23 protein-coding genes are annotated in these 24,630 nt (G+C 62.7%); 21 read left to right on the top strand and 2 right to left on the bottom strand.

Annotation, left to right across the window (positions count from 1 at the left end; all coding sequences use genetic code 11):
• Positions 1-67 precede the first annotated feature (67 nt).
• From ACMT3I_RS12795 to dapF, 12 genes are all read left to right on the top strand, one after another.
• Positions 68-559, top strand: a complete 492-nt coding sequence (locus ACMT3I_RS12795; RefSeq protein ID WP_414804891.1) for an N-acetyltransferase family protein — start codon at positions 68-70, stop codon at positions 557-559.
• 175 nt (positions 560-734) lie between these two features.
• A complete protein-coding gene (locus tag ACMT3I_RS12790; protein WP_414805033.1) occupies positions 735-2,285 on the top strand; it encodes an MFS transporter in 1,551 nt (516 codons plus the stop codon).
• Positions 2,286-2,345: 60 nt separating this feature from the next.
• Complete coding sequence (locus ACMT3I_RS12785) at positions 2,346-5,264, top strand: DNA translocase FtsK 4TM domain-containing protein (protein ID WP_414804890.1); 2,919 nt, start codon at positions 2,346-2,348, stop codon at positions 5,262-5,264.
• 4 nt (positions 5,265-5,268) lie between these two features.
• A complete protein-coding gene (gene pgsA, locus ACMT3I_RS12780; protein WP_414804889.1) occupies positions 5,269-5,877 on the top strand; it encodes a CDP-diacylglycerol--glycerol-3-phosphate 3-phosphatidyltransferase in 609 nt (202 codons plus the stop codon).
• Entirely contained in the window at positions 5,870-6,433 is a 564-nt protein-coding gene (locus ACMT3I_RS12775; RefSeq protein WP_414804888.1) for a CinA family protein, read from the top strand. The genes pgsA and ACMT3I_RS12775 overlap by 8 nt, the downstream gene beginning before the upstream one ends.
• A 160-nt stretch (positions 6,434-6,593) precedes the next feature.
• A complete protein-coding gene (locus ACMT3I_RS12770; protein ID WP_414804887.1) occupies positions 6,594-6,902 on the top strand; it encodes a helix-turn-helix domain-containing protein in 309 nt (102 codons plus the stop codon).
• Positions 6,903-6,938: 36 nt separating this feature from the next.
• Positions 6,939-7,160, top strand: coding sequence for a DUF3046 domain-containing protein (locus ACMT3I_RS12765; protein ID WP_414804886.1), 222 nt, complete (start codon positions 6,939-6,941; stop codon positions 7,158-7,160).
• 377 nt (positions 7,161-7,537) lie between these two features.
• Positions 7,538-8,656 (top strand): recombinase RecA, encoded by a 1,119-nt coding sequence (recA, locus tag ACMT3I_RS12760; RefSeq protein WP_414804885.1) that lies wholly within the window; start codon positions 7,538-7,540, stop codon positions 8,654-8,656.
• A gap of 81 nt (positions 8,657-8,737) precedes the next feature.
• On the top strand, positions 8,738-9,589 hold the full coding sequence (locus ACMT3I_RS12755) for a regulatory protein RecX (RefSeq protein WP_414804884.1): 852 nt from the start codon (positions 8,738-8,740) through the stop codon (positions 9,587-9,589).
• A gap of 112 nt (positions 9,590-9,701) precedes the next feature.
• On the top strand, positions 9,702-11,318 hold the full coding sequence (miaB, locus tag ACMT3I_RS12750; protein WP_414804883.1) for a tRNA (N6-isopentenyl adenosine(37)-C2)-methylthiotransferase MiaB: 1,617 nt from the start codon (positions 9,702-9,704) through the stop codon (positions 11,316-11,318).
• A gap of 4 nt (positions 11,319-11,322) precedes the next feature.
• Entirely contained in the window at positions 11,323-12,255 is a 933-nt protein-coding gene (miaA, locus tag ACMT3I_RS12745) for a tRNA (adenosine(37)-N6)-dimethylallyltransferase MiaA (protein WP_414804882.1), read from the top strand.
• Positions 12,255-13,136, top strand: a complete 882-nt coding sequence (gene dapF, locus ACMT3I_RS12740) for a diaminopimelate epimerase (protein WP_414804881.1) — start codon at positions 12,255-12,257, stop codon at positions 13,134-13,136. The genes miaA and dapF overlap by 1 nt, the downstream gene beginning before the upstream one ends.
• 89 nt (positions 13,137-13,225) lie before the next feature.
• Here the strand turns inward: dapF and ACMT3I_RS12735 are convergent, their stop codons facing one another.
• Positions 13,226-13,861: a class I SAM-dependent methyltransferase gene (locus tag ACMT3I_RS12735; protein WP_414804880.1), complete on the bottom strand. Its 636-nt coding sequence runs from the start codon at positions 13,859-13,861 to the stop codon at positions 13,226-13,228.
• 41 nt (positions 13,862-13,902) lie between these two features.
• Between ACMT3I_RS12735 and hflX the strand changes: the two genes are divergently transcribed.
• The 3 genes from hflX (at position 13,903) to metE (ending at position 19,026) form a co-directional block, all read left to right on the top strand.
• A complete protein-coding gene (gene hflX / locus ACMT3I_RS12730) occupies positions 13,903-15,432 on the top strand; it encodes a GTPase HflX (RefSeq protein WP_414804879.1) in 1,530 nt (509 codons plus the stop codon).
• 223 nt (positions 15,433-15,655) lie between these two features.
• The gene (locus tag ACMT3I_RS12725; RefSeq protein WP_414804878.1) at positions 15,656-16,696 is read left to right on the top strand and encodes a methylenetetrahydrofolate reductase; all 1,041 of its coding nucleotides are present in this window, start codon (positions 15,656-15,658) and stop codon (positions 16,694-16,696) included.
• The gene (gene metE / locus ACMT3I_RS12720) at positions 16,693-19,026 is read left to right on the top strand and encodes a 5-methyltetrahydropteroyltriglutamate--homocysteine S-methyltransferase (RefSeq protein ID WP_414804877.1); all 2,334 of its coding nucleotides are present in this window, start codon (positions 16,693-16,695) and stop codon (positions 19,024-19,026) included. The genes ACMT3I_RS12725 and metE overlap by 4 nt, the downstream gene beginning before the upstream one ends.
• 87 nt (positions 19,027-19,113) lie before the next feature.
• On the opposite strand, the gene lexA is transcribed toward metE, so the two are convergent.
• Positions 19,114-19,833 (bottom strand): transcriptional repressor LexA, encoded by a 720-nt coding sequence (gene lexA, locus ACMT3I_RS12715; RefSeq protein ID WP_414804876.1) that lies wholly within the window; start codon positions 19,831-19,833, stop codon positions 19,114-19,116.
• Between the two features lie 388 nt (positions 19,834-20,221).
• On the opposite strand from lexA, the gene ACMT3I_RS12710 reads away from it, so the two are divergent.
• The 6 genes from ACMT3I_RS12710 (at position 20,222) to ACMT3I_RS12685 (ending at position 24,602) form a co-directional block, all read left to right on the top strand.
• The gene (locus tag ACMT3I_RS12710) at positions 20,222-20,545 is read left to right on the top strand and encodes a LysM peptidoglycan-binding domain-containing protein (RefSeq protein WP_414804875.1); all 324 of its coding nucleotides are present in this window, start codon (positions 20,222-20,224) and stop codon (positions 20,543-20,545) included.
• Positions 20,546-20,675: 130 nt separating this feature from the next.
• The gene (locus ACMT3I_RS12705) at positions 20,676-21,764 is read left to right on the top strand and encodes a histidinol-phosphate transaminase (RefSeq protein ID WP_414804874.1); all 1,089 of its coding nucleotides are present in this window, start codon (positions 20,676-20,678) and stop codon (positions 21,762-21,764) included.
• Between the two features lie 9 nt (positions 21,765-21,773).
• Positions 21,774-22,394: an imidazoleglycerol-phosphate dehydratase HisB gene (hisB, locus tag ACMT3I_RS12700; RefSeq protein WP_414804873.1), complete on the top strand. Its 621-nt coding sequence runs from the start codon at positions 21,774-21,776 to the stop codon at positions 22,392-22,394.
• Positions 22,391-23,023: an imidazole glycerol phosphate synthase subunit HisH gene (gene hisH, locus ACMT3I_RS12695; protein WP_414804872.1), complete on the top strand. Its 633-nt coding sequence runs from the start codon at positions 22,391-22,393 to the stop codon at positions 23,021-23,023. Before hisB ends, hisH begins: the two co-directional genes overlap by 4 nt.
• A 54-nt stretch (positions 23,024-23,077) precedes the next feature.
• Complete coding sequence (gene priA / locus ACMT3I_RS12690; protein ID WP_414804871.1) at positions 23,078-23,824, top strand: bifunctional 1-(5-phosphoribosyl)-5-((5-phosphoribosylamino)methylideneamino)imidazole-4-carboxamide isomerase/phosphoribosylanthranilate isomerase PriA; 747 nt, start codon at positions 23,078-23,080, stop codon at positions 23,822-23,824.
• Positions 23,808-24,602: an SseB family protein gene (locus ACMT3I_RS12685; protein ID WP_414804870.1), complete on the top strand. Its 795-nt coding sequence runs from the start codon at positions 23,808-23,810 to the stop codon at positions 24,600-24,602. The genes priA and ACMT3I_RS12685 overlap by 17 nt, the downstream gene beginning before the upstream one ends.
• Positions 24,603-24,630: the final 28 nt, after the last annotated feature.

Below are 24,630 nucleotides of genomic sequence, written 5' to 3'. Positions count from 1 at the left end.
ACCTGACGTTCTCGCAACGGAGAAGTCCAGAAACCAGCACGAAACAACTGTGAAGTATTGTCACTTTATGGAAGGCTTTCGGGTTCGTGAAGCTGTGCCGAGTGATGCCAGACTGCTCACCGACATGATGGTCGAGGCTGTCAACTGGAACTGGCTGCAGTCGCGCCCGCGCATGGCAGTGCTCGCCGACAGGGACTTTTCGCACTACGTCTCCGGCTGGCAGAAGCCGGGCGATGGCGGTTGTGTTGCCGAAGGCGACGAGGGCTCACCCGTCGGGGCCTGCTGGTATCGCCTCTTCGCCGCGAACGACCCCGGTCATGGATTCCTCGGACCAGGGGTGCCCGAGCTGATTCTGGGGGTGAGCCCACTTTGGCGGGCGCAGGGTGTTGGACGGGCGCTGCTGGATGCCGTCGTCACCCAGGCGCGAACAGCGGGGCACGCTCGCATAAGCCTGAGCGTGGAGCGCGACAATTACGCCGTTAATCTCTATCGCTCTGCCGGTTTTTTCCGGATCGCCTCGACGGGCACCCGCGACACTATGGTGCGAACACTGCGTTAGTCGGCGGTGAGGTGCCGGGCACAGTTGCCATGAGTTTTTCTCACTGCATGCGCGCGCAAGCTGGTACGTTCACCTCAGACGACGTGCCAACAGTGCGGGGGCCAGCGTGAAAAAGTGGACAGCAGTAAGCATTCTGGGCGCGGCCCAGTTCGTAATGGTGCTTGACAGCACTGTGATGAACGTGTCAATTTCCACGGTCGTCAAAGATCTCGACACCACGGTGTCCGCCATGCAGAGTGCGATCACGTTCTACACCCTGACCATGGCAGCGGTGATGCTGCTCGGCGCGAAGCTCGGAGACGTGTGGGGGAGGCGCCGGGCTTTCGTGATCGGCGCCATCGTCTACGCGCTCGGCTCGCTCACCACGGCGCTCAGTCCGAACTTCGCCACGCTGTTCATCGGCTGGTCAGTGATCGAAGGCCTGGGCGCTGTCTTGGTCATCCCCGCGATCGCTGCACTCGTGGCCAGCAACTACGAGGGTAAGGACCGCATCAGCGCGTACGCCATCATCGGCGCGATCTCTGGCGCGGCTGTCGCTGCCGGGCCGCTGATCGGTGGGTTCTTCACCACCTATCTCAGCTGGCGCTACGTGTTCGCCAGCGAGGTCGTGATCATGTTCGTGGTCCTGTTGGTGGTGCGGAAGGTGGCAGACACCAGCACGCCGCAGCGCATCAGCATCGACGTGCTGAGCGTGCTGCTGTCGGCCATCGGGCTCGTTCTCATCGTCTTCGGGATGCTGCAGAGCAAGACCTGGGGCTGGGTGCGCCCATTGCATCCTCCCGTCATCAACGGCGTCACCATCGCGCCGCTTGGTATCTCGCCGACGGCATACCTGGTTCTCATCGGGTGTGTGCTGCTGTGGTGGTTCTTCGTGCGCCAGGAGCAACTCGTTTCCCGGTCGCGAAATCCGCTCGTGCATGTGTCGATGTTCGGGATCCGGCAGCTGCGCAGCGGCTTGAGCGTGCTGGGGGCGCAGTACGCGATCACGGGCGGCATATTCTTCATGATCCCGATCTATCTGCAGATGACGCTCGGCCTCGATGCCCTGGAAACGGGCGTCAGGATCGTCCCGTTGTCTGTTTCCCTGATCCTCTTCTCCATCGTCGGAACGCGGCTGTCTGCGTTCTGGTCGCCCAAGGCCATCGTGCTGCTCGGGCAATTCATCCTCATCGCTTCCTCGTTGCTTCTCATGGGCTCGGTCTCACTGGACCTTCGTGGGTGGCTGTTCGGAACCGGATTGTTCTTCGCCGGTGCCGCGCTCGGGTTGCTGGCGTCCCAGCTCGGCAATGTGAACATGTCAAGCGTGTCGGCGGCGGAAACCAGCGAGGTCGGCGGATTGCAAGGCGTGTTCCAGAATCTCGGCTCTTCGCTCGGTACCGCAGTGATCGGTTCGGTGCTCATCGCGTCGCTCGGCACCTCATTCGTGAGCGCGGTCAATGCCAGCTCCTTGCCCTCTGACGCGAAGTCGATGGTCAACGAGCAGAGCTCGTCTGGAATCGGAATCGTTCCCGTCTCCAGCGTCGACCAGATCGTCGAGCAAGCCGGCCTGTCGGCCAGCGACGGGACGACACTCACCCAGCTTTACAGCGAGTCGCAGGTCTCATCGCTGCGCCTGTCTTTCTTTGCCCTGACGGTCATTGCGCTTGCCTCACTCCTCTTTTCTCGTGGCATCCCATCCGGCAAACCCAAGCGGCCGGTGCCTGCCAAGAAGCAGAAAGCGGGCTGAGCTCGGCAAACTGGGCGTGGGCTCATGGGCAACGTCGGTGTACGGCGGTAGCGTTGAATTATGGCTACGCGCTCTCAGTCAACCGGTCGTGCTTCAGGCGCGCCCGCTCGTGGCACCGCCGCGAAGAAGCCCGCAGCCCGAACAGCTGCCCAGAAGACTGCGGCTCAGAAAACGGCGGCCCAGAAAACGGTGAAGTTCCCTGCCATGGAACCGCAGCCCAACATCCTGGTACGAGTCTGGATGGGCCTTGCCCATGTGGCCGGCGGTGCGGCGCGCGCTCTCGGCCCCGAACAGCTCTCCAAAGAAGAGCGCAGAGATGGCCTGCCATTCTTCCTGGTTCTTCTGGCTGTTGCAGGCGCAGTAGTCGAATGGTTCCTGATCAACGAGCCTGTTGCTCAGACATTCGATGCCTGGACCTTCGGCGGGCTATTCGGCCGGGTTGCTTTCGCCTTGCCCGTCATCATGCTGTTGTTCGCCGTGTGGTTGTTCAGGAATCCGAGTTCAGTCCACGACAACGGCCGAATCGGAATCGGCCTGTCGCTGCTTCTCGTCACGGTGTCAGGGCTCTGCCATATCTTCGGTGGCCAGCCAAACCCTGAGAAGGGCATGGAAGTGCTTGCGCTGGCCGGCGGCGTCATCGGCTGGATGATCGCGACTCCACTCATTTTTCTCACGACGTCGATCGGCGCATCGATCATCGTCATCCTGCTGCTGATACTCAGTCTGTTCATCATCACCAAGACCCCGCCGAACAAGGTGGGGGAGCGCTTGCGTGAGCTCTATGCCTGGCTGTTCGGCACGCAGTTGCCAGATGCCGAGGAGCGCGAGGCCGCAAAGATGGCCAAGGTTGAGAAGACCAAGCAGGTCGAACTCGACGGCCTCGACTCAGATGCCGATGGCGAAGATGCCGGGGCGCTGCCATGGTGGCGCCGCAATAACAGCAAGCGCGAAGAAGACCCAGACTTCGGTAGTGCGATGAGCGTGGATTCCCATGACTCAGATGCCCATGGTGTCGACCCGATGACTGAGCTGCTCGGTGGCATGGGCAAGGACGCCGCTCATGGTGCATTCGACACTCCGCTGGGCACCGGCGTGGGTGCACGTGCAAGCGCAGCCCCTGCCCCAGCGCCTAACCCGACACCGCCTCCGGATCACTACGGAACAGAGGTCTTAGAAGACCTGCAGCGTGCAGAGGCGGCTATCACCGAGTTCACGGGCGATACCGACGTCCACAGTGCATCGACGGGTCTGCAGTCAGACGACGTGTCTGGCCTGACCGAGGTGCTTCCTGGCTTCGACGAACTCGACGCTGCCGCCGCGTCAGCCCCGGGTGCTTCCGCTGAGGCTCAGCCGAACGTTCCATACGTGCTCCCTGCGGCATCCACTCTCGTTGCCGGTCCACCGGCCAAGGCCCGTTCCTCAGCGAACGATGACATCGTGAAGTCGATCACCGAGGTGCTCAGCCAGTTCGGCGTTGACGCCAAGGTCACCGGATTCTCACGCGGACCGACAGTCACCCAGTACGAGATCGAGCTTGGTCCAGGGGTCAAGGTTGAGCGGGTCACCGCGCTCAGCAAGAACCTGTCGTACGCCGTCGCCTCGAACGAGGTGCGCATCCTGTCGCCGATCCCGGGCAAGAGCGCCATCGGCATCGAGATCCCCAACACCGACCGCGAGATCGTCACGCTCGGAGATGTGCTGCGCTCAAACGCTGCCACCAGCAGTTCCCATCCGATGACGATCGGCGTGGGCAAAGATGTCGGCGGTGGCTATGTGGTCGCCAACCTCGCCAAGATGCCTCACCTGCTGGTCGCCGGTTCGACGGGGTCCGGCAAATCGGTGTTCGTGAACTCGATGATCACGAGCCTCCTCATGCGTGCCAAGCCGAGCGAAGTCCGTATGGTCCTCATCGACCCCAAGCGGGTTGAGCTCGCGCCATATGCCGGTGTTCCGCACCTCATCACGCCCATCATCACGAACCCGAAGAAGGCTGCTGAAGCGCTGCAGTGGGTAGTGAAAGAGATGGACATGCGGTACGACGACCTGGCGAGCTTCGGTTTCCGTCACATCGACGACTTCAACAAGGCCGTCACGAACAACGAGATCGTGCTGCCTCCGGGCAGTGAGCGCAAGCTCAAGCCGTACCCCTACCTGCTGGTGGTCGTCGATGAGCTCGCCGACCTGATGATGGTTGCCCCGCGCGACGTCGAAGACTCGATCGTGCGTATCACCCAGCTGGCCCGCGCCTCCGGTATCCACCTCGTGTTGGCCACCCAGCGCCCCAGCGTCGACGTGGTCACCGGTTTGATCAAGGCAAACGTGCCGTCACGCATGGCGTTCGCAGTGACCAGTGTCACCGACTCACGGGTCATCCTCGACCAGCCGGGTGCCGACAAACTCATCGGACAGGGCGATGCACTGTTCCTGCCAATGGGTGCGTCCAAGGCCGTGCGTGTGCAGGGCGCCTGGGTCAACGAGGCCGAGATTGAAAAGGTCGTCAAGCACGTCACCAGGCAGGCCAGGCCCGACTACCGGCCCGATGTCGCGATGGAGGCCCCGCGCAAGGCGATCGACTCCGACATCGGCGACGACCTCGAGCTGCTGCTCGCTGCTGCCGAACTCGTCGTCTCGACGCAGTTCGGTTCAACCTCGATGCTGCAGCGCAAGCTCCGCGTTGGCTTCGCCAAGGCAGGGCGCCTGATGGACCTCCTCGAATCGCGAGAGATCGTCGGCCCGTCTGAGGGTTCGAAGGCCAGAGACCTTCTGGTCACCGCCGAGCAGCTTCCAGCGGTGCTCGCAAAGTTACGCGGTTCTGACGCCGAGCACGCCGCTCAGGTAGCGGCTGCTCCGCCCGTGCACCATCCAGAGCCGGCCGACCCGCGTTACGCTGACGATCCCGTTGCGAAGATGACGGAGAGCTATCCTGAAATAGAAGGCGACTCAGATGAAGATGCCTGGCAACTGACTGACAGGGACTGAACCAATGTCGACGAATGACGGTCCTACCGGACCTCCTGCACGGTCGAGCAACTGGAATCTTCCGAACATCATCACTGTGGTGCGGATCTTGCTTGCCCCGCTCTTCATCTGGATGCTGCTGGCAGACGATGGCGCAGACGGCGCCCTGCGTTGGTGGGCCGCTGCGCTGTTCATCGTTGCGATCGCCACCGACGGAGTCGATGGCGCGATCGCCAGGCGTTACAACATGGTCACTGACCTGGGCAAGCTGCTTGATCCCATCGCCGACAAAATCCTCACTGGTGGCGCACTTGTCGCCCTGTCGATCCTCGGCGAACTGTGGTGGTGGGTGACCATCGTCATCCTGGTGCGTGAGATCGGTATCACCATCTTCCGCTTCGCCATGCTCAGCGATCACGTCATCCCGGCATCCCGTGGCGGCAAGCTCAAGACGATTCTGCAGTCGGTCGCCATCTCGCTCTACCTCGTTCCGCTCTGGCTGCTCTTCGGCGACTGGGTGCACTGGTTAAACGCGATCGTTATGGCGCTGGCCCTGATCGTGACCGTCTGGACAGGCTTCGACTACCTCCGCGCAGCATGGCGGGAGAACCGTTCAAGGAAGAGCGATGCCTGAGTCGCTGGCCGATCGGGTGTCAGACTCGGAGGTTGAGGTGCCTGGAAAGCAGGGCAACTCGGCTGACGTCACCGCGGCAGTCATTGCCCAGCTCACTGCGCGCCACATGACGCTGGCGGTGGCTGAGTCGCTGACCGGCGGCCTGTTGACCGCCGAGTTCATCCGTATTCCTGGTGCTTCGCTCGTGGTCAATGGTGGGATCGTCGCGTATAACACCGAGCTCAAGCACACGCTGCTCGGCGTCGATGCCGCACTGCTCGCTGCTCACGGTGCAGTCCATCCGCACGTTGCGATAGCGATGGCCAGCGGCGTACGCAGCTGCCTCCCGGTCGACGGGCGGCGAGCTGATGTCGGAATCTCGACGACGGGCGTCGCCGGCCCCGATTCCCAGGATGGCCAGTCGCCCGGCACGGTGTTTGTCGGTGTGTCGATCGGCATGCACTCGGTGGCGCTCGACCTGCAGCTTGTGGGTGATCGCGAATCGATTCGTCGACAGACGGTCATCAGGGCCGTTGAAGCTGTGAACGAGCTGATAGCGGAGCATCTCTCGGAATAGCGGGTGTTACGTCCCGGTTAGAGACAGAACATTCACAAGCAAAGTCCAGTCATCGTCGGTAGTCTCATCGTGTGTGGTGGTTGTAGTAAAGTAGGCCATCCCGCACAGGGGAGTGATCCTGTGATTATCAGCAGTTGACAGGCATGAGAGGGAGGTTCCGATGATTCTTGTTCGTCAGGAAATCGGCGATGTGCTCAGGGACTTCCGCCTGCAAAAGGGCCGCACATTGCGCCAGGTAGCGAGTAAGGCCAGCGTGGCCCTCGGATACCTGAGCGAAGTGGAGCGCGGTCAGAAGGAAGCCTCCTCGGAGATCCTTGCTTCAGTGGCAGATGCGCTTGACACCCCGATATCAGTCATCATGCGTGAGGTGGGCGACCGCCTTGCCGTGATCGAAGGAATCGATCGATTCCCCGACACCGTTCCAGAAGAGTTCGTCGTCGATTTCGACGCCGGCATGATGGTGCGGTAGTTCGGCCACTGGTCGTTGGTCGGTTAGCGTTGATGCATGCGTCTGAGTGAGTTCCGCCAAGCAATAAAAGATGAGTTTGGCGACGGCTACGGGCGCGTGCTGACACGCGATCTCGTGCTTCCCTCGTTGGGGCATACCGCCGAACAGGCGATCGCTGCGGGCGTTCCGGCTCGCGATGTCTGGCTCGCGCTTTGCGCAGAAACGGATGTGCCTGAATCACGCCGCTATGGAGCCGGCCTTCCCCGGCCGCCCAAATAGCAACTCCGCACCCAGAGGCGCCCTCAGGTTCTCTTCTGGCAGCTCAACGAGATTCTCTTCTGAAAGAGAGCGTTGTGGCCTCCGTCTGATGCGGCACCCGCTTCGTTCGTATGTTTCGCATGTACGACACGCTGTGTTCGATTTGTTCGTGCGCATCGAATACGTGTTCGTATCTTGATAGACTCCTCAACAGCAGAAGTCGAAGACGGTCTCTCCGCTGTTGTTGCATTCTCCGGGCAGTGTCGGAGGGTCGGCGTACAGTCTGAATCGTCGACAACAGACAGCTCAATGCCTTGTCGAACGCACGTATCGGGGGTTTCCCGGTGGGTGCACCGACAGCCTATAGGCGCCGAAATGCACGACCGAAGGAGACCGAAATGCCATCAGCAGCCGATCGCGAAAGATCACTCGAGACAGCTCTAGCCCAGATCGACAAGCAGTTCGGTAAGGGCTCGGTCATGCGTTTAGGAAGCGACGAGCGCGCCCCTGTCGAGGTCATCTCCACCGGTTCGATCGCACTGGACGTCGCGTTGGGTGTCGGAGGGCTGCCACGCGGCCGCATCGTCGAGATCTACGGCCCTGAGTCGTCGGGTAAGACGACACTCACCCTGCACGCCATCGCAAACGCACAGCGCAACGGCGGCATCGCCGCCTTCATCGACGCTGAGCACGCTCTCGACCCGGAGTACGCCAAGAAGCTGGGCGTCGACATCGATGCTCTACTCGTTTCGCAGCCAGACACCGGTGAGCAGGCACTCGAAATCGCCGACATGCTCGTGCGAAGCGGCTCAATCGACCTCATCGTCATCGACTCCGTCGCTGCCCTCGTGCCGCGTGCCGAAATCGAAGGCGAGATGGGTGACACCCACGTCGGCCTGCAGGCGCGACTCATGTCGCAGGCACTCCGTAAGCTCACCGGTGGGCTCAGCCAGACCAACACCACCATGATCTTCATCAACCAGCTGCGCGAGAAGATCGGTGTCTTCTTCGGAAGCCCCGAGACCACTGCCGGTGGTAAGGCGCTCAAGTTCTACGCGTCGGTCCGTCTCGACATCCGCCGTATCGAGACCCTGAAAGATGGCACAGAGGCTGTCGGTAACCGCACCAGGGTCAAGGTCGTCAAGAACAAGATGGCCCCGCCGTTCAAGCAGGCCGAATTCGACATCATCTATGGCATCGGAATCTCCCGCGAGGGTAGCCTCATCGACTTCGGTGTCGACCATGGCATCGTCAAGAAGTCCGGTGCCTGGTACACCTACGACGGTGACCAGCTGGGTCAGGGTAAAGAGAACTCGCGTAACTTCCTGCTCAAGAACCCCGACATCGCCAATGAGATCGAGACCAAGATCCTGAACAAGCTGGGGATCGGCGCAGAGGGTGCAGCTGCAAAGGCTGCAACCGACGCTGCTGCTGCGGCAGCCGCAGCAGCTGCAGCCGCAGCCGAAAAGGGTGAGCCTGTGGTCGCGGTCAAGACCCCGGCTCGCAAGAGCGCGTAGCCAGCGCGTAGCCGCCGATCGGCCTGAGTGGTCGTTTGACGAATAACGCTAGATCCACCAACGAGGACGGCAGGTCACAGGATGGTTCATTTCGAGCCCAACGATCAAGAATCGGCACGCGGCGAGAAGCTCGCTCCTGTGGCCTACCTCCCCGGAGCATTCGGGGCGGCGCCCGTCGACTCTGATGGCGCGTCCGCACCCGACCCAGCTGATGCGACCGCGGTAACGAATCATCGTGCCACGAGCGCTACCGCGCGCACAGTCGCTCGTCTCGCTGATAGACGCGATGTGTTTCCGTCGGTCGTGCCAGAGGTGGCTACCAGTGACAACTGGGCTGTCGATGCAGATACCGAGCCGGAATTCGCTGATTACGACGGCGACGACGAAGAGGGCTCTGACGACGACGAAGAAGACGAAGAGGTTGAGTTCGACCCGGTAGCCGAACGCGAGCATGCCGAGTCCCTTTTGCTGGCCAGACTTCGAAGTCGCTCACTGTCAGTCGTCGAAGCCACTGCCGTCCTCGCCGCAACCGATGTGTCAGAAGAAGATATCGACGATATTCTTACTCGGTTCGCCGACCTCAACTATCTCGATGACAACAAACTGGCCGACCAGATCATCCACACCCACCACTCCCGCAAGGGCCTGGGACGCAGCGGTGTCGAAGCCGAGATGCGCCGCCGCAAACTCGACCAGTTCGTCATCCTCGAGAAGCTCGACGAGCTACCAGACGAAGAGATCGAGCGCGCAACTGAATTGGCCCTGACGAGGGTGCGCCAGCTGTCGCGCGTCGACGACCAGACGGCCGACCGCCGACTGACCGGATTCCTGTTGCGTAAGGGCTATTCATCGGCAGCCGTTCGGGCTGCCGTCAAGTCGGCTCTGGCCACTCGGCTGGGCTCCGGACGACCCTCTACCGTCAGGTTTCAGTAGCCCTTTCAATAGCCCTCTCAGTAGTCGTTTCGCGAGGCGATGACCGGTCGCCGACGGCTTCGCCTGACTCTGGCCGGAACTGGGGGCGGGCAGAACGTAAGCTAGACGGATTATGAGCAGTTTGATCAGCATGAGCCACGACATCCTGGAAGCACCGACAGTGATTGAGCGCTCTGATGCGGCCGTCGATTCTGAGGGTCGTGCGCGAACGTATGAAGTACGTACCTTCGGCTGCCAGATGAACGTGCACGACTCTGAGCGATTGAGCGGATCACTCGAAGCGGCAGGGTACGTATCGGCCAACGGCGAAGAAGCCGACATCGTCGTGATCAACACCTGCGCCGTCCGCGAGAACGCTGACAACAAGTTGTACGGCAACCTCGGCCACCTCGCGTCGGTCAAGCGCCGGCACGAAGGCATGCAGATCGCCGTCGGCGGATGCCTGGCCCAAAAAGACAAGAACACCATCCTCTCGAAGGCCCCGTGGGTCGACGTGGTGTTCGGCACCCACAACATGGGATCCCTGCCGAGCCTGCTCGAGCGCGCCCGCCACAACGGTGAAGCCCAGCTCGAGATCCTCGAGTCCCTCGAGACATTCCCGTCAACACTTCCGACCAAGAGAGACTCCAGCTACAGCGGCTGGGTATCGATTTCGGTCGGCTGCAATAACACCTGCACGTTCTGCATCGTTCCAGCACTCCGAGGCAAAGAGAAAGACCGTCGTCCAGGCGAGGTCCTCGCCGAAATCCAGGCGCTCGTCGACGACGGCGCTATCGAGGTCACGCTGCTCGGTCAGAACGTCAACTCATACGGCGTCGAGTTCGGTGACCGCCTGGCCTTCGGCAAGCTGCTGCGCGCAGCGGGCAAGATCGAGGGGCTTGAGCGCATCCGCTTCACCAGCCCGCATCCGGCAGCGTTCACCGACGATGTCATAGACGCCATGGCAGAGACGCCCGCCGTGATGCCGCAGCTGCACATGCCACTGCAGTCAGGGTCAGACCGGATTCTCAAGGCGATGCGTCGCTCGTACCGCTCGGCCAAGTTCCTTGGCATCCTCGAGCGCGTTCGAGCACAAATGCCGCACGCCGCGATCAGCACCGACATCATCGTCGGGTTCCCCGGTGAGACCGAAGAAGACTTCCAGGAGACACTGCGGGTTGTCGAAGAAGCCCGCTTCGCGACAGCGTTCACCTTCCAGTACTCGATCAGGCCAGGGACACCGGCTGCGACGCTGCCCGACCAGGTTCCCAAGGCCGTCGTGCAGGAACGCTACGAGCGCCTGATGGCCCTGCAGGAGCGCATCTCCTGGGAAGAGAATCAAGCAGTTATCGGCCGTGAGGTCGAACTCCTCGTTGCCAACGGCGAAGGACGCAAAGACTCAGACACGCACAGGATGAGCGGCCGCGCCGCCGACAGCCGTCTGGTGCACTTCGACGTGCCGGCCGGCTCCGAAACGCCTCGTCCAGGTGACATCGTCTCGGTGACGGTCACGCAGGCCGCTCCGTTCCACCTGATCGCCGATTCGTCCGACGGAACGCCCTTACGTATCCGTCGCACCATTGCCGGCGATGCGTGGGACCGTGACCAGGCTGATTCCTGCGGTGTACCGGCACCGGCCGGCAGCACATCAGGCGGCGCAGGCCCGGTTTCGCTCGGTCTGCCGTCGTTGCGGCTGAGCGCGGGATCGACAACCATCCCGATCTACGACCCGTCAGACGGACAGCGCTGATCCCGTGAATCACCCAGGGCTGATCACCATCGTCGGCTCGACCGGCACCGGAAAGTCTGAGTTGTCACTCGATGTCGCCGAACGACTCGCCAGCGCTGGCCTGACCGCCGAGATCGTGAATGCCGATGCGATGCAGCTCTACCGCGGCATGGATATCGGCACGGCCAAGCTGCCGGTCAATGAACGCCGAGGGATCCCTCATCACATGCTCGACGTGCTGGAGGTCACAGCGGAGGCGACGGTCGCCAACTTTCAGCGGGCTGCCAGGGCAGCGATTGAAAGCATCGTAGAACGCGCGGCAGTACCGATCCTGGTCGGCGGTTCTGGCCTCTACATCTCATCCGTCGTCTTCGACTTCCAGTTTCCGGGTACAGAACCAAAACTGCGAGCCGAACTCGAGGAAGACCTCACCGAACACGGACCAGGCGCCATCTACGCCCGGCTCAAGGCTGTAGACCCTGTCGCCGCAGAGCGGATCGGCGCGAGTAACGGACGCCGTCTGGTGCGCGCCCTGGAGGTCGTCACGATGACCGGACAGCCACACGCGGCTGCGCTGCCAGACGAACCGATCTATTGGATGCCAACGACGCTGCTCGCGCTCCGCGCACCTCGTGAAGAACTCACCGCTCGCCTCGACGCACGCGTTGACGCCATGTGGGCTGCCGGCCTGGTCGACGAAGTGCGTTCACTGATCCCACACGGAATCGAGCACGGCGTGACGGCCAGCCGTGCCATCGGCTACGCCCAGGCGCTCGGTCAGGTGCGGGGCGAGCTCAGCGAAGCGGATGCCATCGAACAGACCCAGCAGCTGACGCGGCGCTTCGCCCGGCGTCAAGTGAGTTGGTTCAAGCGCTACGCACACACCACCTGGATCGACTATCAGGCAACCGATCGGGTGGATCTAGCGATGGATGCGGTGCAAACTACACTGGTCTGATGGGTATTGAGCTGCACTTCACCAAGGGCCAGGGCACCGGCAACGACTTCGTTCTCTTCTCGGACCCCGATGGTGAAGTCACGCTCACCCCCGACCAGATTCGCGCGGTGTGCGACCGCAGGTTCGGCGTCGGAGCCGATGGCGTCATCCGCGCCGTCAAATCAGCGAAGCTGCAGGCCGGCGCTGCCTCCCTCGCCGAAGACGACGCCGCGGAGTGGTTCATGGACTACTGGAACGCCGACGGCACCCTCTCTGAGATGTGCGGCAACGGCATCCGTGTCTTCACCCGCTTTCTCATCGACAACGGCCTGGTCGAGCTGCTGCCTGGCGACACCATCGCCATTGGTACGCGGGCAGGCGTCCGAGACGTACAGATCAACCGCACCGGCTTCCAGGCCGACCTCGGCCGCTGGAGCTTTGACGGCGGCGAGCCTCTGGTGCGCGGCAAGAACCTGCCCGTCGCCCGTCCGGGACTCGGCATCAACGTCGGCAACCCGCACGTCGTCGTTGCCCTCGCAGACGATGACGAACTCGACTCGCTCGACCTGACATTCATCCCTCAGCTTGACCCGGAGCTTCCGGCAGGCGCGAACGTCGAGTTCGTGGTGCCAGGCGACCCGCTGGTGGTCGACGGCGTCGGCCACATCCGGATGCGCGTGCACGAGCGAGGCAGCGGTGAGACGCTTTCCTGCGGCACAGGAGCCGTCGCTGCGGCATTGGCCACGCGGCACTGGGCAGGCGCGTCAGCACCGCACCAGTGGCGCGTCCAGGTACCGGGCGGCGTACTCGGCGTACGGATGTTCCCGACCGAAGATGGCGAGCACGTCTCGCTGTCCGGTCCGGCCGAACTCGTCTTCGACGGCGTACTCAACCTCGGCTAAGAAACGCAGGCGCACTCACGAATGAGCGCGCACTCCCGGGTGCACAGATAAATGCGCGGCCGAGCCGAGGCCCGACCGCGCGGTGAGTGTTATTCGAAGTCGGGCTCGTCCGGCAGGCCTCGGCGATGGACGCGCAGGATGCGGAAGCCCTTGTTCGTGCTTTCCCTGCTGGTGCTGAAATCAGCAGACAGTGCGCCATCCAACCAGCGCTGCAACGAATCAGAGCCGAGGTTGCGCTGCACAACGAGCCAGGCATCCGAGTCGGGCTGAAGGCGTGGCAACCACGTTGTCATCAAGTCGTGCAGAACTTCTTTGCCGACCCTGATCGGGGGATTCGACCAGATCGTGCGGAAGCTGATGTCGTCGGGAACATCTTTGGCGAGTACCGCGTTGATGTTGGAGAGGCCAAGACTCTCGGCGTTCCGACGTACGAGATCGAGCGCACGCTCGTTGACGTCGACGGCCCAGATCGTCGCGTGCGGCGACAGCAGAGCCAAGTGCAAGCTGATGGGTCCCCAGCCGCAGCCCAGGTCCAGAAAATCACCACCAGGTGGTGGGGGCGGGGTATTGTTCAGCAACACCTGTGTTCCGGTGTCGATATGTTCGGGACTGAAGACCGCATTCGCGGTCGTTACAGTGTGTTTTTGGCCGGCCAGCTGCACCGAAATCTGTCGCAGTTTGAGTTCGCTGTCGGGCGCCGAAGAGAAATAGTGCTCGGGTGCCATAGAGGGAACTTACCGGAGTTAGAGGAACTAGGGTTAAAGCAATGACTGAACCACAGACGCCACACGAAGACGATGTAGTCGCTCGCGTGCTGGCCAACGCCGATAGCCGCGCCTCCGGATACGCAGTTTTCGGCGGATCCGCACAGGCCCTGCAGACCGACACCAACGTGCACGCCGACGCCGAACGCGACGGTGAGCAGACGGAGCGCGCCGATCGAAACGCGTTGCGCCGCGTCGGTGGCCTCTCCACCGAACTCGAAGACGTCACAGAGGTCGAGTACCGCCAGCTGCGGCTGGAGAACGTGATCCTGATCGGCCTCTACACGCACGGCACCACGGCCGATGCCGAAAACTCAATGCGCGAGCTCGCCGCCCTGGCCGAAACTGCGGGCGCCACGGTTCTCGACGGTCTGCTGCAGCGCCGTGCGACTCCCGACCCCAGCACCTACCTCGGTAAGGGCAAGGTCGAGGAACTGGCCGGACTCGTGCAAGCCCTCGGTGCAGACACGGTGATCGCCGACACTGAACTCGCTCCCAGCCAGCGTCGTGCACTCGAAGACATGGTCAAGGTCAAGGTCATCGACCGCACGGCCGTCATCCTCGACATCTTCAGCCAGCACGCCAAGAGCCGTGAGGGTAAGGCGCAGGTCGAACTCGCCCAGCTTGAATACCTGCTGCCGCGTTTGCGTGGTTGGGGTGACTCGATGTCCCGCCAGGCCGGCGGCCAGGTCGGTGGCACAGGGGCCGGAATGGGTTCCCGTGGTCCTGGTGAAACCAAGATTGAACTGGATCGCCGTCGCATCCACACCCGCATGTCGAAGCTGCGTAAGCAGATGGTCGAGATGAAGCCGGCACGTGAAGCGAAGCGAGCCAACCGCAAGCGCAACGCCGTGCCATCCGTCGCCATCGCCGGCTACACGAACGCCGGCAAGTCGAGCCTGCTCAATCGCATCACCAAGGCCGGCCTGCTTGTCGAGAACTCCCTCTTCGCGACCCTGGATGCCACTGTGCGCAAGTCCACGACCGCAGACGGCCGTCTCTACACCTTTACCGACACCGTCGGTTTCGTGCGCAACCTGCCGCACCAGTTGGTTGAGGCATTCCGCTCAACACTTGAAGAAGTAGCGGATGCCGACGTCATCGTGCACGTCGTCGACGGTTCGCACCCCGACCCGGCGAGCCAGCTCTCCACGGTGCGCGACGTCATCGGTGAAGTCGGTGCCAGGGATATTCCCGAGATCGTTGTGTTCAACAAGAGCGACCTGATCAGCGACGATGACCGTCTGGTTCTGCGAGGGTTGCAACCGAAGGCCCTCTTCGTCTCCGCGCGCTCTGGAGAGGGCGTTGAGGAGCTGCTGGAGACCATCGCTGCGCTGCTGCCGACACCTGGCATCGAACTTGAGCTGCTCATCCCGTACGAGCGTGGTGACCTGATCGCCGTCCTGCACGAGCAGGGCAAGGTGCTCTCCACCGAGTACGCCGAGTCAGGCACGAAGGTGCGCGCACTTGTCACGCCCGAAATTCAGGCTCAGTTTGCGCCATTCACCCAGGTGAAAGCCGTCACGGCGTAACCAGTAAAACCTCACGCTCAGGCCGAGAGCGACATATTCGGTCACAGTCATTTTCATTCGACTTCGGTGTTGTTAGAGTCGCTCCAATCGTTGCCGCCCGGACAATTCCGGTCGGCATGGAGCGACAGCCGAGCCCGGCACCCGCCCGCGACAATTCGCCAGTTCTCTAGCTGGCGGACCGCGGCCGCCCGGCTGCGGCAGCGCCTATGCCGAATGAGGTTTCATGATGACGACGACGGACTCAGACTGTCCTCGCCGCGTTCCAGTTTCGTTCGAGCTGTACCCGCCCCGAACTGACACAGCGGCCGCAGCTCTCACCGCCACGATCGACAAACTGGCCGCGGCCAGACCCGAGTTCATCTCGGTGACCTACGGGGCCAACGGCTCGTCGCGCACGTCGTCGCTCGACGTGCTGCGTTACATCCTGCACGCCACCGGCGTCGAACCGATGGCCCACCTCACCTGCGTAGGCTCGTCGCATGCAGAGGCCAGCCAGCTGATCCGTGAGTTTCTGGACGCCGGCGTACGCAACTTCCTCGCTCTGCGTGGCGACCCTCCGGAGGGCACAACGGAGGGCGAGGTTTTTCTCGGTGACCTCGGCAGTGCCGGTGAACTTGTGCAGCTCATCCACCGCGTGCAGGCCGAACGTGCGCCATACCGGGAGAGCGTCATCCCTGGCCTGCCTGATGCCAGAGCAGTGAGCTCAGAGCGTGACAGGGTGCGCGTGGCCGTCGCTGCTTTCCCCAATGGCCACCCACGCTCACGCTCGACGTCGCAGGACATCGACACGCTGCTGGCCAAGCAGGCGGCCGGTGCGAACCTGGCGATCACCCAGCTGTTCTTCCACGCAGACCACTACCTCAGCTTCATCCACCGGGCACGGGAAGCCGGCGTTGAGTTTCCGATCCTGCCCGGCATCATGCCGGTGACGAACCCGGCGCGACTGAAGCGCATCCTGCAGCTCTCCGGCGAAGAGCTGCCGTCAGAGCTGTCGATCCAGCTTGAGATCGAACCGACCGAAGTAGGTCAGCGTGAAATCGGGATCGCTCACGCCGCAGCGCTGGCCAGCGAGCTTCTGGCCGGAGGTGCACCCGGCCTGCACCTGTACGCCTTCAACCAGCACCGCACCGTGCTGTCGGTGCTCGAGCGCGCAGGAGCCCTGCCCGCCGACTACATCCCCTTCACTTCTCACCTCCCGTCTCACCGTGATGACCGTCTGTCCGCCACCGCAGTATCTGCCTCAACAGTCAAGGAACCAGCATGACAACCACCCCCGCTTTCCCGACCGGCACCATTCTCGGCTACCCGCGCATCGGGCGCCGGCGCGAGCTGAAGAAGGCAGTCGAAGCCTTCTGGTCTGGACGCATCGATGAAACCGAACTCGAAGCCATCGCTGCCGAGCTTCGGACAACAACTCGTGCGCGGCTTGTCGAACTCGGCCTCGGAGCGACCGACTCGGCGATCCCCGAGTCGTTCTCCTACTACGACCATGTGCTGGATGCCGCGGTCACCGTGGGAGCGGTGCCCAGACGCTTCGCTTCGCTGGTCGACGCCGACGGCCGGATTGACCTCGCCGGCTACTTCACGCTGGCCCGTGGCGAAGGTGACAACCTGCCGCTCGAGATGACCAAGTGGTTCGACTCGAACTACCACTACCTGGTGCCGGAGATCGGCCCTGAGACGAGCTTCTCGCTCGCCAGCGACCGCATCGTGCGCCAGTTTGCTGAGGCCAAGGCTGCGGGCTACGTGACCAGGCCCGTCATTGTCGGCCCCGTCACGTTGTTGGCGCTCAGCAAGCCGAGCGACGAGGCACCCACAGGTTTTGTGCCGCTGTCACGTCTCGACGACCTCATCCCGGTCTACGCCGCACTGCTTGCGCGCCTGGCCGAGGCCGGCGCCGAGTGGGTGCAGCTCGATGAGCCGGCCCTCGTCAGCGAGAGCATCGAGGTGCCTCGCGCTGAACTCTTGGGCGCAGCCCGCTTCGCCTACTCGACGCTTGGCAGGCTCGAGCAGCGTCCGGCTCTCTTCGTCGCAGCGCCGTACGGCAGCCTTGACGACGCACTACCCGTGCTGGCCGAGTCACCCATCGAGGCCATCGGCCTCGACCTGGTGCGCGGTCAGACTCCGGATGCCGTCGCCGCCCTTGCGGACAAGACGCTGGTCGCCGGCGTGATCGATGGGCACAACATCTGGCGCGGCGACCTTGCTGCGGCGTTTGCGACGGCATCCGCTCTTGCAACGCTCAGCCCGCGCATCGCCGTCTCGACCTCGACGTCGCTGCTGCACGTTCCGCACGATGTGCTCGACGAGTCGTCACTCGGCGACGATCTCAGCAGCTGGCTTGCCTTCGCCGACCAGAAGGTCGCCCAGGTCGCGACGCTTGCCCGTGGGCTCGTCGATGGGCAGAGCGCGATCCAGGATGAGCTGGATGCTGCATCCGCTGCCCTCGCCGCCAGACTGGCCGCACCGGGCGTGCGCGACGGTGAAGTACGCGCTCGTGCAGCTGATCTGACCGAGGCTGACTTCAACCGCGGTGACTACGCTGCCAGAGTTGCTGCGCAGGACGAAGCATTTGACTTGCCGTTCCTGCCGACGACGACGATCGGCTCATTCCCTCAGACCGGCGAGATTCGGCGCGCTCGTGCCCAGCTCAATAAGGGTGAGCTGACCACGGATGAGTACGCCGCGCTGATGCGCGCCGAGATCCGTCGCGTGGTCGAGCTGCAGGAAGAGATCGGACTCGACGTGCTGGTTCACGGCGAACCGGAGCGCAATGACATGGTGCAGTATTTCGCCGAAAACCTCGACGGGTTCGCCGTTACCGAAAATGGCTGGGTGCAGTCGTACGGTAGCCGGTGCACGCGCCCGTCGATCCTGTGGGGAGACGTCTCGCGTCCGAAGCCGATCACCGTTGATTGGTCGGTCTACACCCAGAGCCTGACCGAGAAGCCGGTCAAGGGCATGCTTACCGGCCCTGTGACGATTTTGGCCTGGTCGTTCGTACGCGACGACCAGCCGCTCGGCGAGACTGCGCGTCAGGTGGCGCTCGCCCTCCGTGACGAGATCGGAGATCTGGAGGCCGCGGGCATCGGTATCGTGCAGGTCGATGAGCCGGCGCTGCGCGAGCTGCTCCCGCTCAAGAAGAAGGATCAGGCTGCCTACCTTGACTGGTCGGTAGGATCCTTCAAGCTGGCAACTGCCGGTGTGGCCGAGGTCACCCAGATCCACACACACCTGTGCTATTCAGAGTTCGGCGTCGTCATCGACGCGATCCGCAACCTGGATGCCGATGTCACGAGCATCGAAGCGGCCCGGTCTCGGATGGAGGTCGTCAGCGACATCAGCTCAAGCGGCTTCGACCACGGAATCGGCCCTGGTGTGTACGACATCCACTCTCCGCGGGTGCCGAGCGTCACCGAGGTCACCGAGCTGATCGAACGCGCGTTGGAGTCGATCCCGGGACGTCAGGTTTGGATCAACCCCGACTGCGGGCTGAAAACTCGCGGCTATGACGAGACTGTCGAGTCGCTGCGGAACATCCTCACGGCGACTCGCGCGGTGCGCGCGAAGTCTGAGGTGTCGGTCCCCGCATAGCGCATCTGGACACAACGAAAGAGCTGCGGGCCCGGCTGGTATTCCAGTCGGGCCCGCAGCTCTTTTCGTGGTGCGGGAGGTGCGGGATCAGACCGAACGCAGTACCGCGACGACCTTGCCGAGGATCTCGGCGTAGTCGCCCAGAATCGGTTCGAAGTTGCTATTGCGGGGGAGTAGCCAGGTGTGGCCATCGCGCTGCCTGAACACCTTGACGGTTGCCTCGCTGTCGAGCATCGCTGCCACAATCTCGCCGTTCTCTGCGGTCTTCTGCTGGCGCACGACAACCCAGTCGCCGTCGCAGATCGCAGCATCGATCATGGATTCGCCCACGACCTTCAGCATGAAGAGGTCGCCCTTGCCCACGAGCTGGCGGGGGAGCGGAAAGATCTCGTCGATCTGCTGGTCGGCAGTGATCGGGATGCCGGCAGCGATACGGCCGACCAGCGGGACCATCGCTGCGTCGCCGATCTGGGCATTGGAGAAGCCCTCTTGCTCGCTGGCAGAAGAGTCTTCGGTCGTCTGCGGGAGCTCGATGAGGATTTCGAGCGCACGGGGACGGTTGGGGTCACGACGCAGATAACCGCTCAGTTCGAGTTGGTTGAGCTGGTGGGTGACGCTCGACAGGGACGCGAGTCCGACGGCATCACCGATCTCGCGCATGCTCGGCGGGTAGCCGCGCTGGGCAACCGAACGCTGGATGAAGTCGAGAATCGAGAGCTGCTTCTCGCTCAGGCTCTTGCGTCGCCGCGTGCCGCCGGCCACTGCCTTCTCGTTCTTGCTGCGTGGACCGCTGGTCTCTTGCGTCACTTTCCTCGCCCCTTATGCCTGTCTTGCGCAGTGCGAATGGCACGTCCGCTGCAATGTCAGTGGTGTCTGATTGAGTTCAACCGAACAATCGAAACTGTATCCGGCACACCCCCTATCGGCAAACGTTTGTTCGAGTGTGTCGCACATTTCTTTTCGGTAACAACCGCAAACATGCTTGATTGTTCGAATAATCGAATATATATTCGGAACATAGATTCGCATCTGGCTCTCCCGGCCGAGAGCCAGATGCGTCCTTACCTGGAGGTTCGACATGAGCGCAGTAATTTGCATCAGAACACGTTCGACGGTGTCACCGTTCGCCGCGGCACCCGCACCAATGGCATTCGTACAAACGGCTAGTGACTCGGCAGAGTCACCAGAGTTCGCAGTGCGGGTTGCATCAACCCGGCTGCGCCTGACCCGACGTGGTCGCATCGTATTCACCACTCTGGCTGCAGCACCGCTCATTGTGATGGCATTGGTCCTTGCGGTGAATGGTGGCGTTGCTTCGGCATCAAATGCTGCGGCCTCAGGCGCTGCCGCGTTCGACTACGTCACCATCTCCGCAGGAGAATCCCTCTGGGACGTTGCTGAAACGTTCGCTCCGTCGTCAGATCCACGCGATGTCATCGCCGATATCGTGAGCCTCAACCAGCTGGCATCAGCAGACGTGGAGCCGGGGCAGCGTCTGGCCCTGCCACTGTCGAACTAAGCAGCCTGGCCGCATCTCCCTATTCGATAGGGAGCCTCGAAGGGGATCTCCGGCGCTGCGTCGGTTGCTCCCATCCGGCTCGCAGCCACACTACGTAGTGCGCCCAGCTGCCGGCGGTAAAGTTGTTCGAGTGACCAGCCTTGATGACCTCCCACTCCGTCCTGACCTGAGAGGTCAGACTCCGTATGGCGCTCCGCAGAAGATCGTCCCCGTTGCGCTCAACGTCAATGAGAACACGCACCCCATCCCCGAGGCTGTTGCGCACGACATCGTCGCGGCGCTGGCCCAGGCGATCCTCACTGTCAATCGCTATCCCGATCGCGAGTTCACCGAGCTACGCGAGGGACTCGCTCGCTATCTCGGGCACGGTCTGACCGCCGACAACATCTGGGCGGCCAACGGATCGAACGAGGTGCTCCAGCAGGTGCTGCAGGCTTTCGGAGGGCCGGGGCGCACTGTACTTGGCTTCACCCCCACCTACTCCATGTATCCCATCCTCGCTGCAGGCACCGGAACCGAGTGGATCCCAGGGCAGCGCGACGCCGACTACGAGCTCTCCCCGCAGACGGCGGCCGAGTGGGTGCAGCGGACGAACCCCGATCTGGTCTTCCTGTGCGCACCGAACAACCCGACGGGCACGCCGCTCCCACTCGACACGATCGAGGCCGTCTACAACGCCAGCACCGGCATCGTCGTCGTTGACGAGGCATACGCCGAATTCGCTCCAGTCGGAGCGCCGAGCGCGCTCAGCCTGCTGCCCGGGCGTCCGCGCCTTCTCGTGTCCCGCACGATGAGCAAGGCATTCGCCTTCGCCGGAGCCCGAGTCGGGTACCTTGCCGCAGACCCTGCAGTCACCGATGCCCTGCGCCTTGTGCGCCTGCCGTACCACCTGTCTGCGCTCACTCAGGCTGCCGCCAATGCAGCCCTCGCTCACTCTGCCGAGATGCTGGCAATGGTTGACGAGATCAGAGGCCAGCGCGATCGACTTGTCGCTGAGCTGACCATGCTCGGCTACACGCCGTACCGGAGCTGGAGCAACTTCGTACTGTTCGGTGGAGTTACCGACCCACACTCAACGTTCAATGCGCTCCTGGAGGAGGGCATCCTGATTCGCGACGTCGGAATCCCCAACCACCTCCGGGTAACGGCGGGCACTGAAGCCGAGACAACCGCGTTTCTTGAGGCCATTGCGCGCCTTGACACGCCCGAAGCCCAATAAACTAGAGGTATGAGCTCACTCCCAGTCGCCTCGCACCGTACTGCCACCCTGCAGCGGAAGACCAGCGAGTCCAGCATCGCTCTTTCGATCGACCTCGACGGAACCGGTGTCAGTGATATCAACACCTCGGTGCCGTTCTACAATCACCTGCTCACTGCATTCGCGAAGCACTCGCTGACCGACCTCACCGTCACTGCGACAGGCGACACCGACATCGATGTGCACCACACCGTTGAAGACATCGGCATTGTGCTCGGTCAGGCAATCAAGCAGGCTCTCGGCGACAAGTCAGGGATCTCTCGTTACGGTGATGCCCTGGTTCCCTTGGACGAGGCACTCGTGCAGGCTGTCGTCGACATTTCGGGACGCCCATACCTCGTGCACGCCGGCGAGCCCTCTGGTTTCGAATTCCACCTCATCGGTGGCCACTTCACCGGGTCCATGGTGCGTCATGTCTTTGAGGCCATCACGTACAACGCCGGCCTGACGGTGCACGTCAACGTGCTGGGCGGGCGTGATCCGCACCACATCGCCGAAGCCGAGTTCAAGGCATTCGCGCGCGCGTTCCGCGAGGCAAAAGCACGTGACCCACTCGTCGTCGGCATCCCGTCGACCAAGGGAGCACTGTGACCAACGTTGTCGTCTTTGACTACGGAACAGGCAATGTCCACTCCGCCGTCAAAGCTCTTGAGCTGGCCGGCGCGGATGTCACGCTGACGTCGAACCGCAAACTGGCGCTCGAGGCCGACGGTCTGCTGGTACCCGGTGTCGGTGCGTTCAGCGCAGTTGTCGATGCGCTGAAGGCTGCGGGCGGCGACGAGATCATCGACAGGCGTCTCTCAGGTGGTCGCCCGGTGCTAGGAATTTGTGTCGGCATGCAGGTCATGTTCGAACACGGCGTCGAGCGTGGCATCGACTCCGAGGGGCTCGGCGAATGGCCGGGCACCGTGACCGAATTGAATGCCCCTGTGCTCCCGCACATCGGCTGGAACACCGTTCAGTCCGACCCGGACTCGATTCTCTTCAAGGGAATCGCCGACGAACGCTTCTACTTCGTGCACTCATATGCGGCCCAGGAATGGACCCTCGATGTGATGCCGCCATTCCCCATTCCACGTTTGACCTGGGCCGATCACGGCGGGCAGTTCCTGGCTGCCGTTGAAAACGGGCCGCTGACAGCGACCCAGTTCCACCCAGAGAAGTCCGGCGAGGCCGGCATCCGTTTGCTCTCAAACTGGCTCGGTTCGCTGCGCGAGTAGTATCGAGTGTTCGTCTGCCGTACGCGTGTCGGCACCCCAGATCAAGGAAATTCAATGAGTGAGTTCAACAAAACCCCTCGTCTCGTCTTGCTTCCCGCTATCGATGTCGCCGGCGGCAAGGCCGTTCGACTGACCCAGGGTGAAGCCGGCACCGAGACCAACTATGGCGACCCCGTCGACGCAGCGGCCGACTGGGCAGCCCAGGGTGCCGAGTGGATTCACCTGGTCGATCTCGATGCAGCCTTCGGTCGTGGCAGCAACACGGCGATCCTCAAGAAGGTCATCAAACAGGTTCGCGGTGTCAACGTTGAACTGTCAGGTGGCATCCGCGACGATGCATCGCTCGAAGCTGCACTGAGCACCGGCGTCAAGCGCATCAACCTCGGAACCGCAGCACTCGAAAATCCGGAGTGGGCAGCAAATGTCATCGCTCAGTACGGTGAAGCCATCGCCGTAGGGCTCGACGTGCGTGGCACGACTTTGGCGGCCCGCGGCTGGACCAAAGAAGGCGGCGACATCTGGCACGTCATGGACCGCCTCGAAGATGCCGGATGCGCGCGCTACGTCGTCACCGACGTGACCAAGGATGGCACGCTGCAGGGGCCCAACATCGAGCTGCTCCGCCAGGTGATGGACCGCACTCACCGCCCGGTCATTGCATCGGGTGGAATCTCAAGCCTTGATGACCTGGTCGCACTGCGCGAACTGGTACCTCAGGGACTCGAAGGTGCCATCGTGGGAAAGGCCCTCTACGCCGGTGCCTTCACGCTTGCCGAGGCGCTGGATGTCTCCGGCTCGTAATCTCGGGTCGACAGGCGCTTCGGACGGTCCGGCCGACTCGGCCGGACAGCCGTGGGCCGGTCGCGAGTTCCAAACGAATACTCACGCCGACGACGACGGCAGCGCTCCGGCGCAGCTGATTGCTGCAGTCATGGCGTTCCGCAGCCGCGAGGCTGGCGAGGAGAGCGTCATCGACGCGATCCGGGGGGCTCGCCTCTTGATCCCGTTGATTGCCGAACTCGGCGAAGCGGGTGTCGGTGAACACGGTCACGTGATCGATAAGACCCAGGAGCTCTCGATCATCACCGTCGCTGGGCCTGACGGGCGGAATGTGCTCCCGGTCTTCTCCTCCGCGACCGCGATGGCCATCTGGAATCCCACGGCACGCCCCGTGCCCTCCGATGGCGTGCGGGTCGCCCTCGCCGCGGCACAGGAAAAGACCGATGTCGTCGTTCTTGACCCGACGACCGAAACCGAGTTCGTGCTCCGGCGCCCGGCCCTGTGGGCGATTGCGCAATCCAAGCCATGGACACCGAGCTACGCGAGCGCCACCATCGCCAGCGCATTCCGCGAGTCCATCGCGTCAGAGCTAGCCGTGATCAACGTCGAGCTCGTTGCGGGTGACCCGGACGCCCGGCTTGCTGGGCCTGAGCTCATCGTGCGGCTCGAACTTGTACAAGGCCTCACCCAGCAAGAACTTGATGCGGTGCTCGCACGCCTGGCAAACCGCTGGGCCGCTAACGATGCCATTGCAACGGGAGTCGACTCGTTGACGGTGCAGCTCGTCGCCTCGGTGTAGCCGGCCCGAGCAACCCTCTGGCGAATGT

The organism is Leifsonia sp. A12D58 (genome assembly GCF_047530025.1).
In the GTDB taxonomy this organism is placed as follows: domain Bacteria; phylum Actinomycetota; class Actinomycetes; order Actinomycetales; family Microbacteriaceae; genus Cryobacterium.
The sequence above is the reverse complement of the archived record's forward strand: the minus strand, read 5'-3'. Positions and strand labels throughout refer to the sequence as shown.

Coding starts and splice junctions, on each gene's coding strand:
- ACMT3I_RS12795 (WP_414804891.1), top strand. CDS start 68: ATGGAAGGCTTTCGGGTTCGTGAAGCTGTGCCGAGTGATGCCAGACTG.
- ACMT3I_RS12790 (WP_414805033.1), top strand. CDS start 735: ATGAACGTGTCAATTTCCACGGTCGTCAAAGATCTCGACACCACGGTG.
- ACMT3I_RS12785 (WP_414804890.1), top strand. CDS start 2,346: ATGGCTACGCGCTCTCAGTCAACCGGTCGTGCTTCAGGCGCGCCCGCT.
- pgsA (WP_414804889.1), top strand. CDS start 5,269: ATGTCGACGAATGACGGTCCTACCGGACCTCCTGCACGGTCGAGCAAC.
- ACMT3I_RS12775 (WP_414804888.1), top strand. CDS start 5,870: ATGCCTGAGTCGCTGGCCGATCGGGTGTCAGACTCGGAGGTTGAGGTG.
- ACMT3I_RS12770 (WP_414804887.1), top strand. CDS start 6,594: ATGATTCTTGTTCGTCAGGAAATCGGCGATGTGCTCAGGGACTTCCGC.
- ACMT3I_RS12765 (WP_414804886.1), top strand. CDS start 6,939: ATGCGTCTGAGTGAGTTCCGCCAAGCAATAAAAGATGAGTTTGGCGAC.
- recA (WP_414804885.1), top strand. CDS start 7,538: ATGCCATCAGCAGCCGATCGCGAAAGATCACTCGAGACAGCTCTAGCC.
- ACMT3I_RS12755 (WP_414804884.1), top strand. CDS start 8,738: ATGGTTCATTTCGAGCCCAACGATCAAGAATCGGCACGCGGCGAGAAG.
- miaB (WP_414804883.1), top strand. CDS start 9,702: ATGAGCAGTTTGATCAGCATGAGCCACGACATCCTGGAAGCACCGACA.
- dapF (WP_414804881.1), top strand. CDS start 12,255: ATGGGTATTGAGCTGCACTTCACCAAGGGCCAGGGCACCGGCAACGAC.
- ACMT3I_RS12735 (WP_414804880.1), bottom strand. CDS start 13,861: ATGGCACCCGAGCACTATTTCTCTTCGGCGCCCGACAGCGAACTCAAA.
- hflX (WP_414804879.1), top strand. CDS start 13,903: ATGACTGAACCACAGACGCCACACGAAGACGATGTAGTCGCTCGCGTG.
- ACMT3I_RS12725 (WP_414804878.1), top strand. CDS start 15,656: ATGATGACGACGACGGACTCAGACTGTCCTCGCCGCGTTCCAGTTTCG.
- metE (WP_414804877.1), top strand. CDS start 16,693: ATGACAACCACCCCCGCTTTCCCGACCGGCACCATTCTCGGCTACCCG.
- hisB (WP_414804873.1), top strand. CDS start 21,774: ATGAGCTCACTCCCAGTCGCCTCGCACCGTACTGCCACCCTGCAGCGG.
- priA (WP_414804871.1), top strand. CDS start 23,078: ATGAGTGAGTTCAACAAAACCCCTCGTCTCGTCTTGCTTCCCGCTATC.
- ACMT3I_RS12685 (WP_414804870.1), top strand. CDS start 23,808: ATGTCTCCGGCTCGTAATCTCGGGTCGACAGGCGCTTCGGACGGTCCG.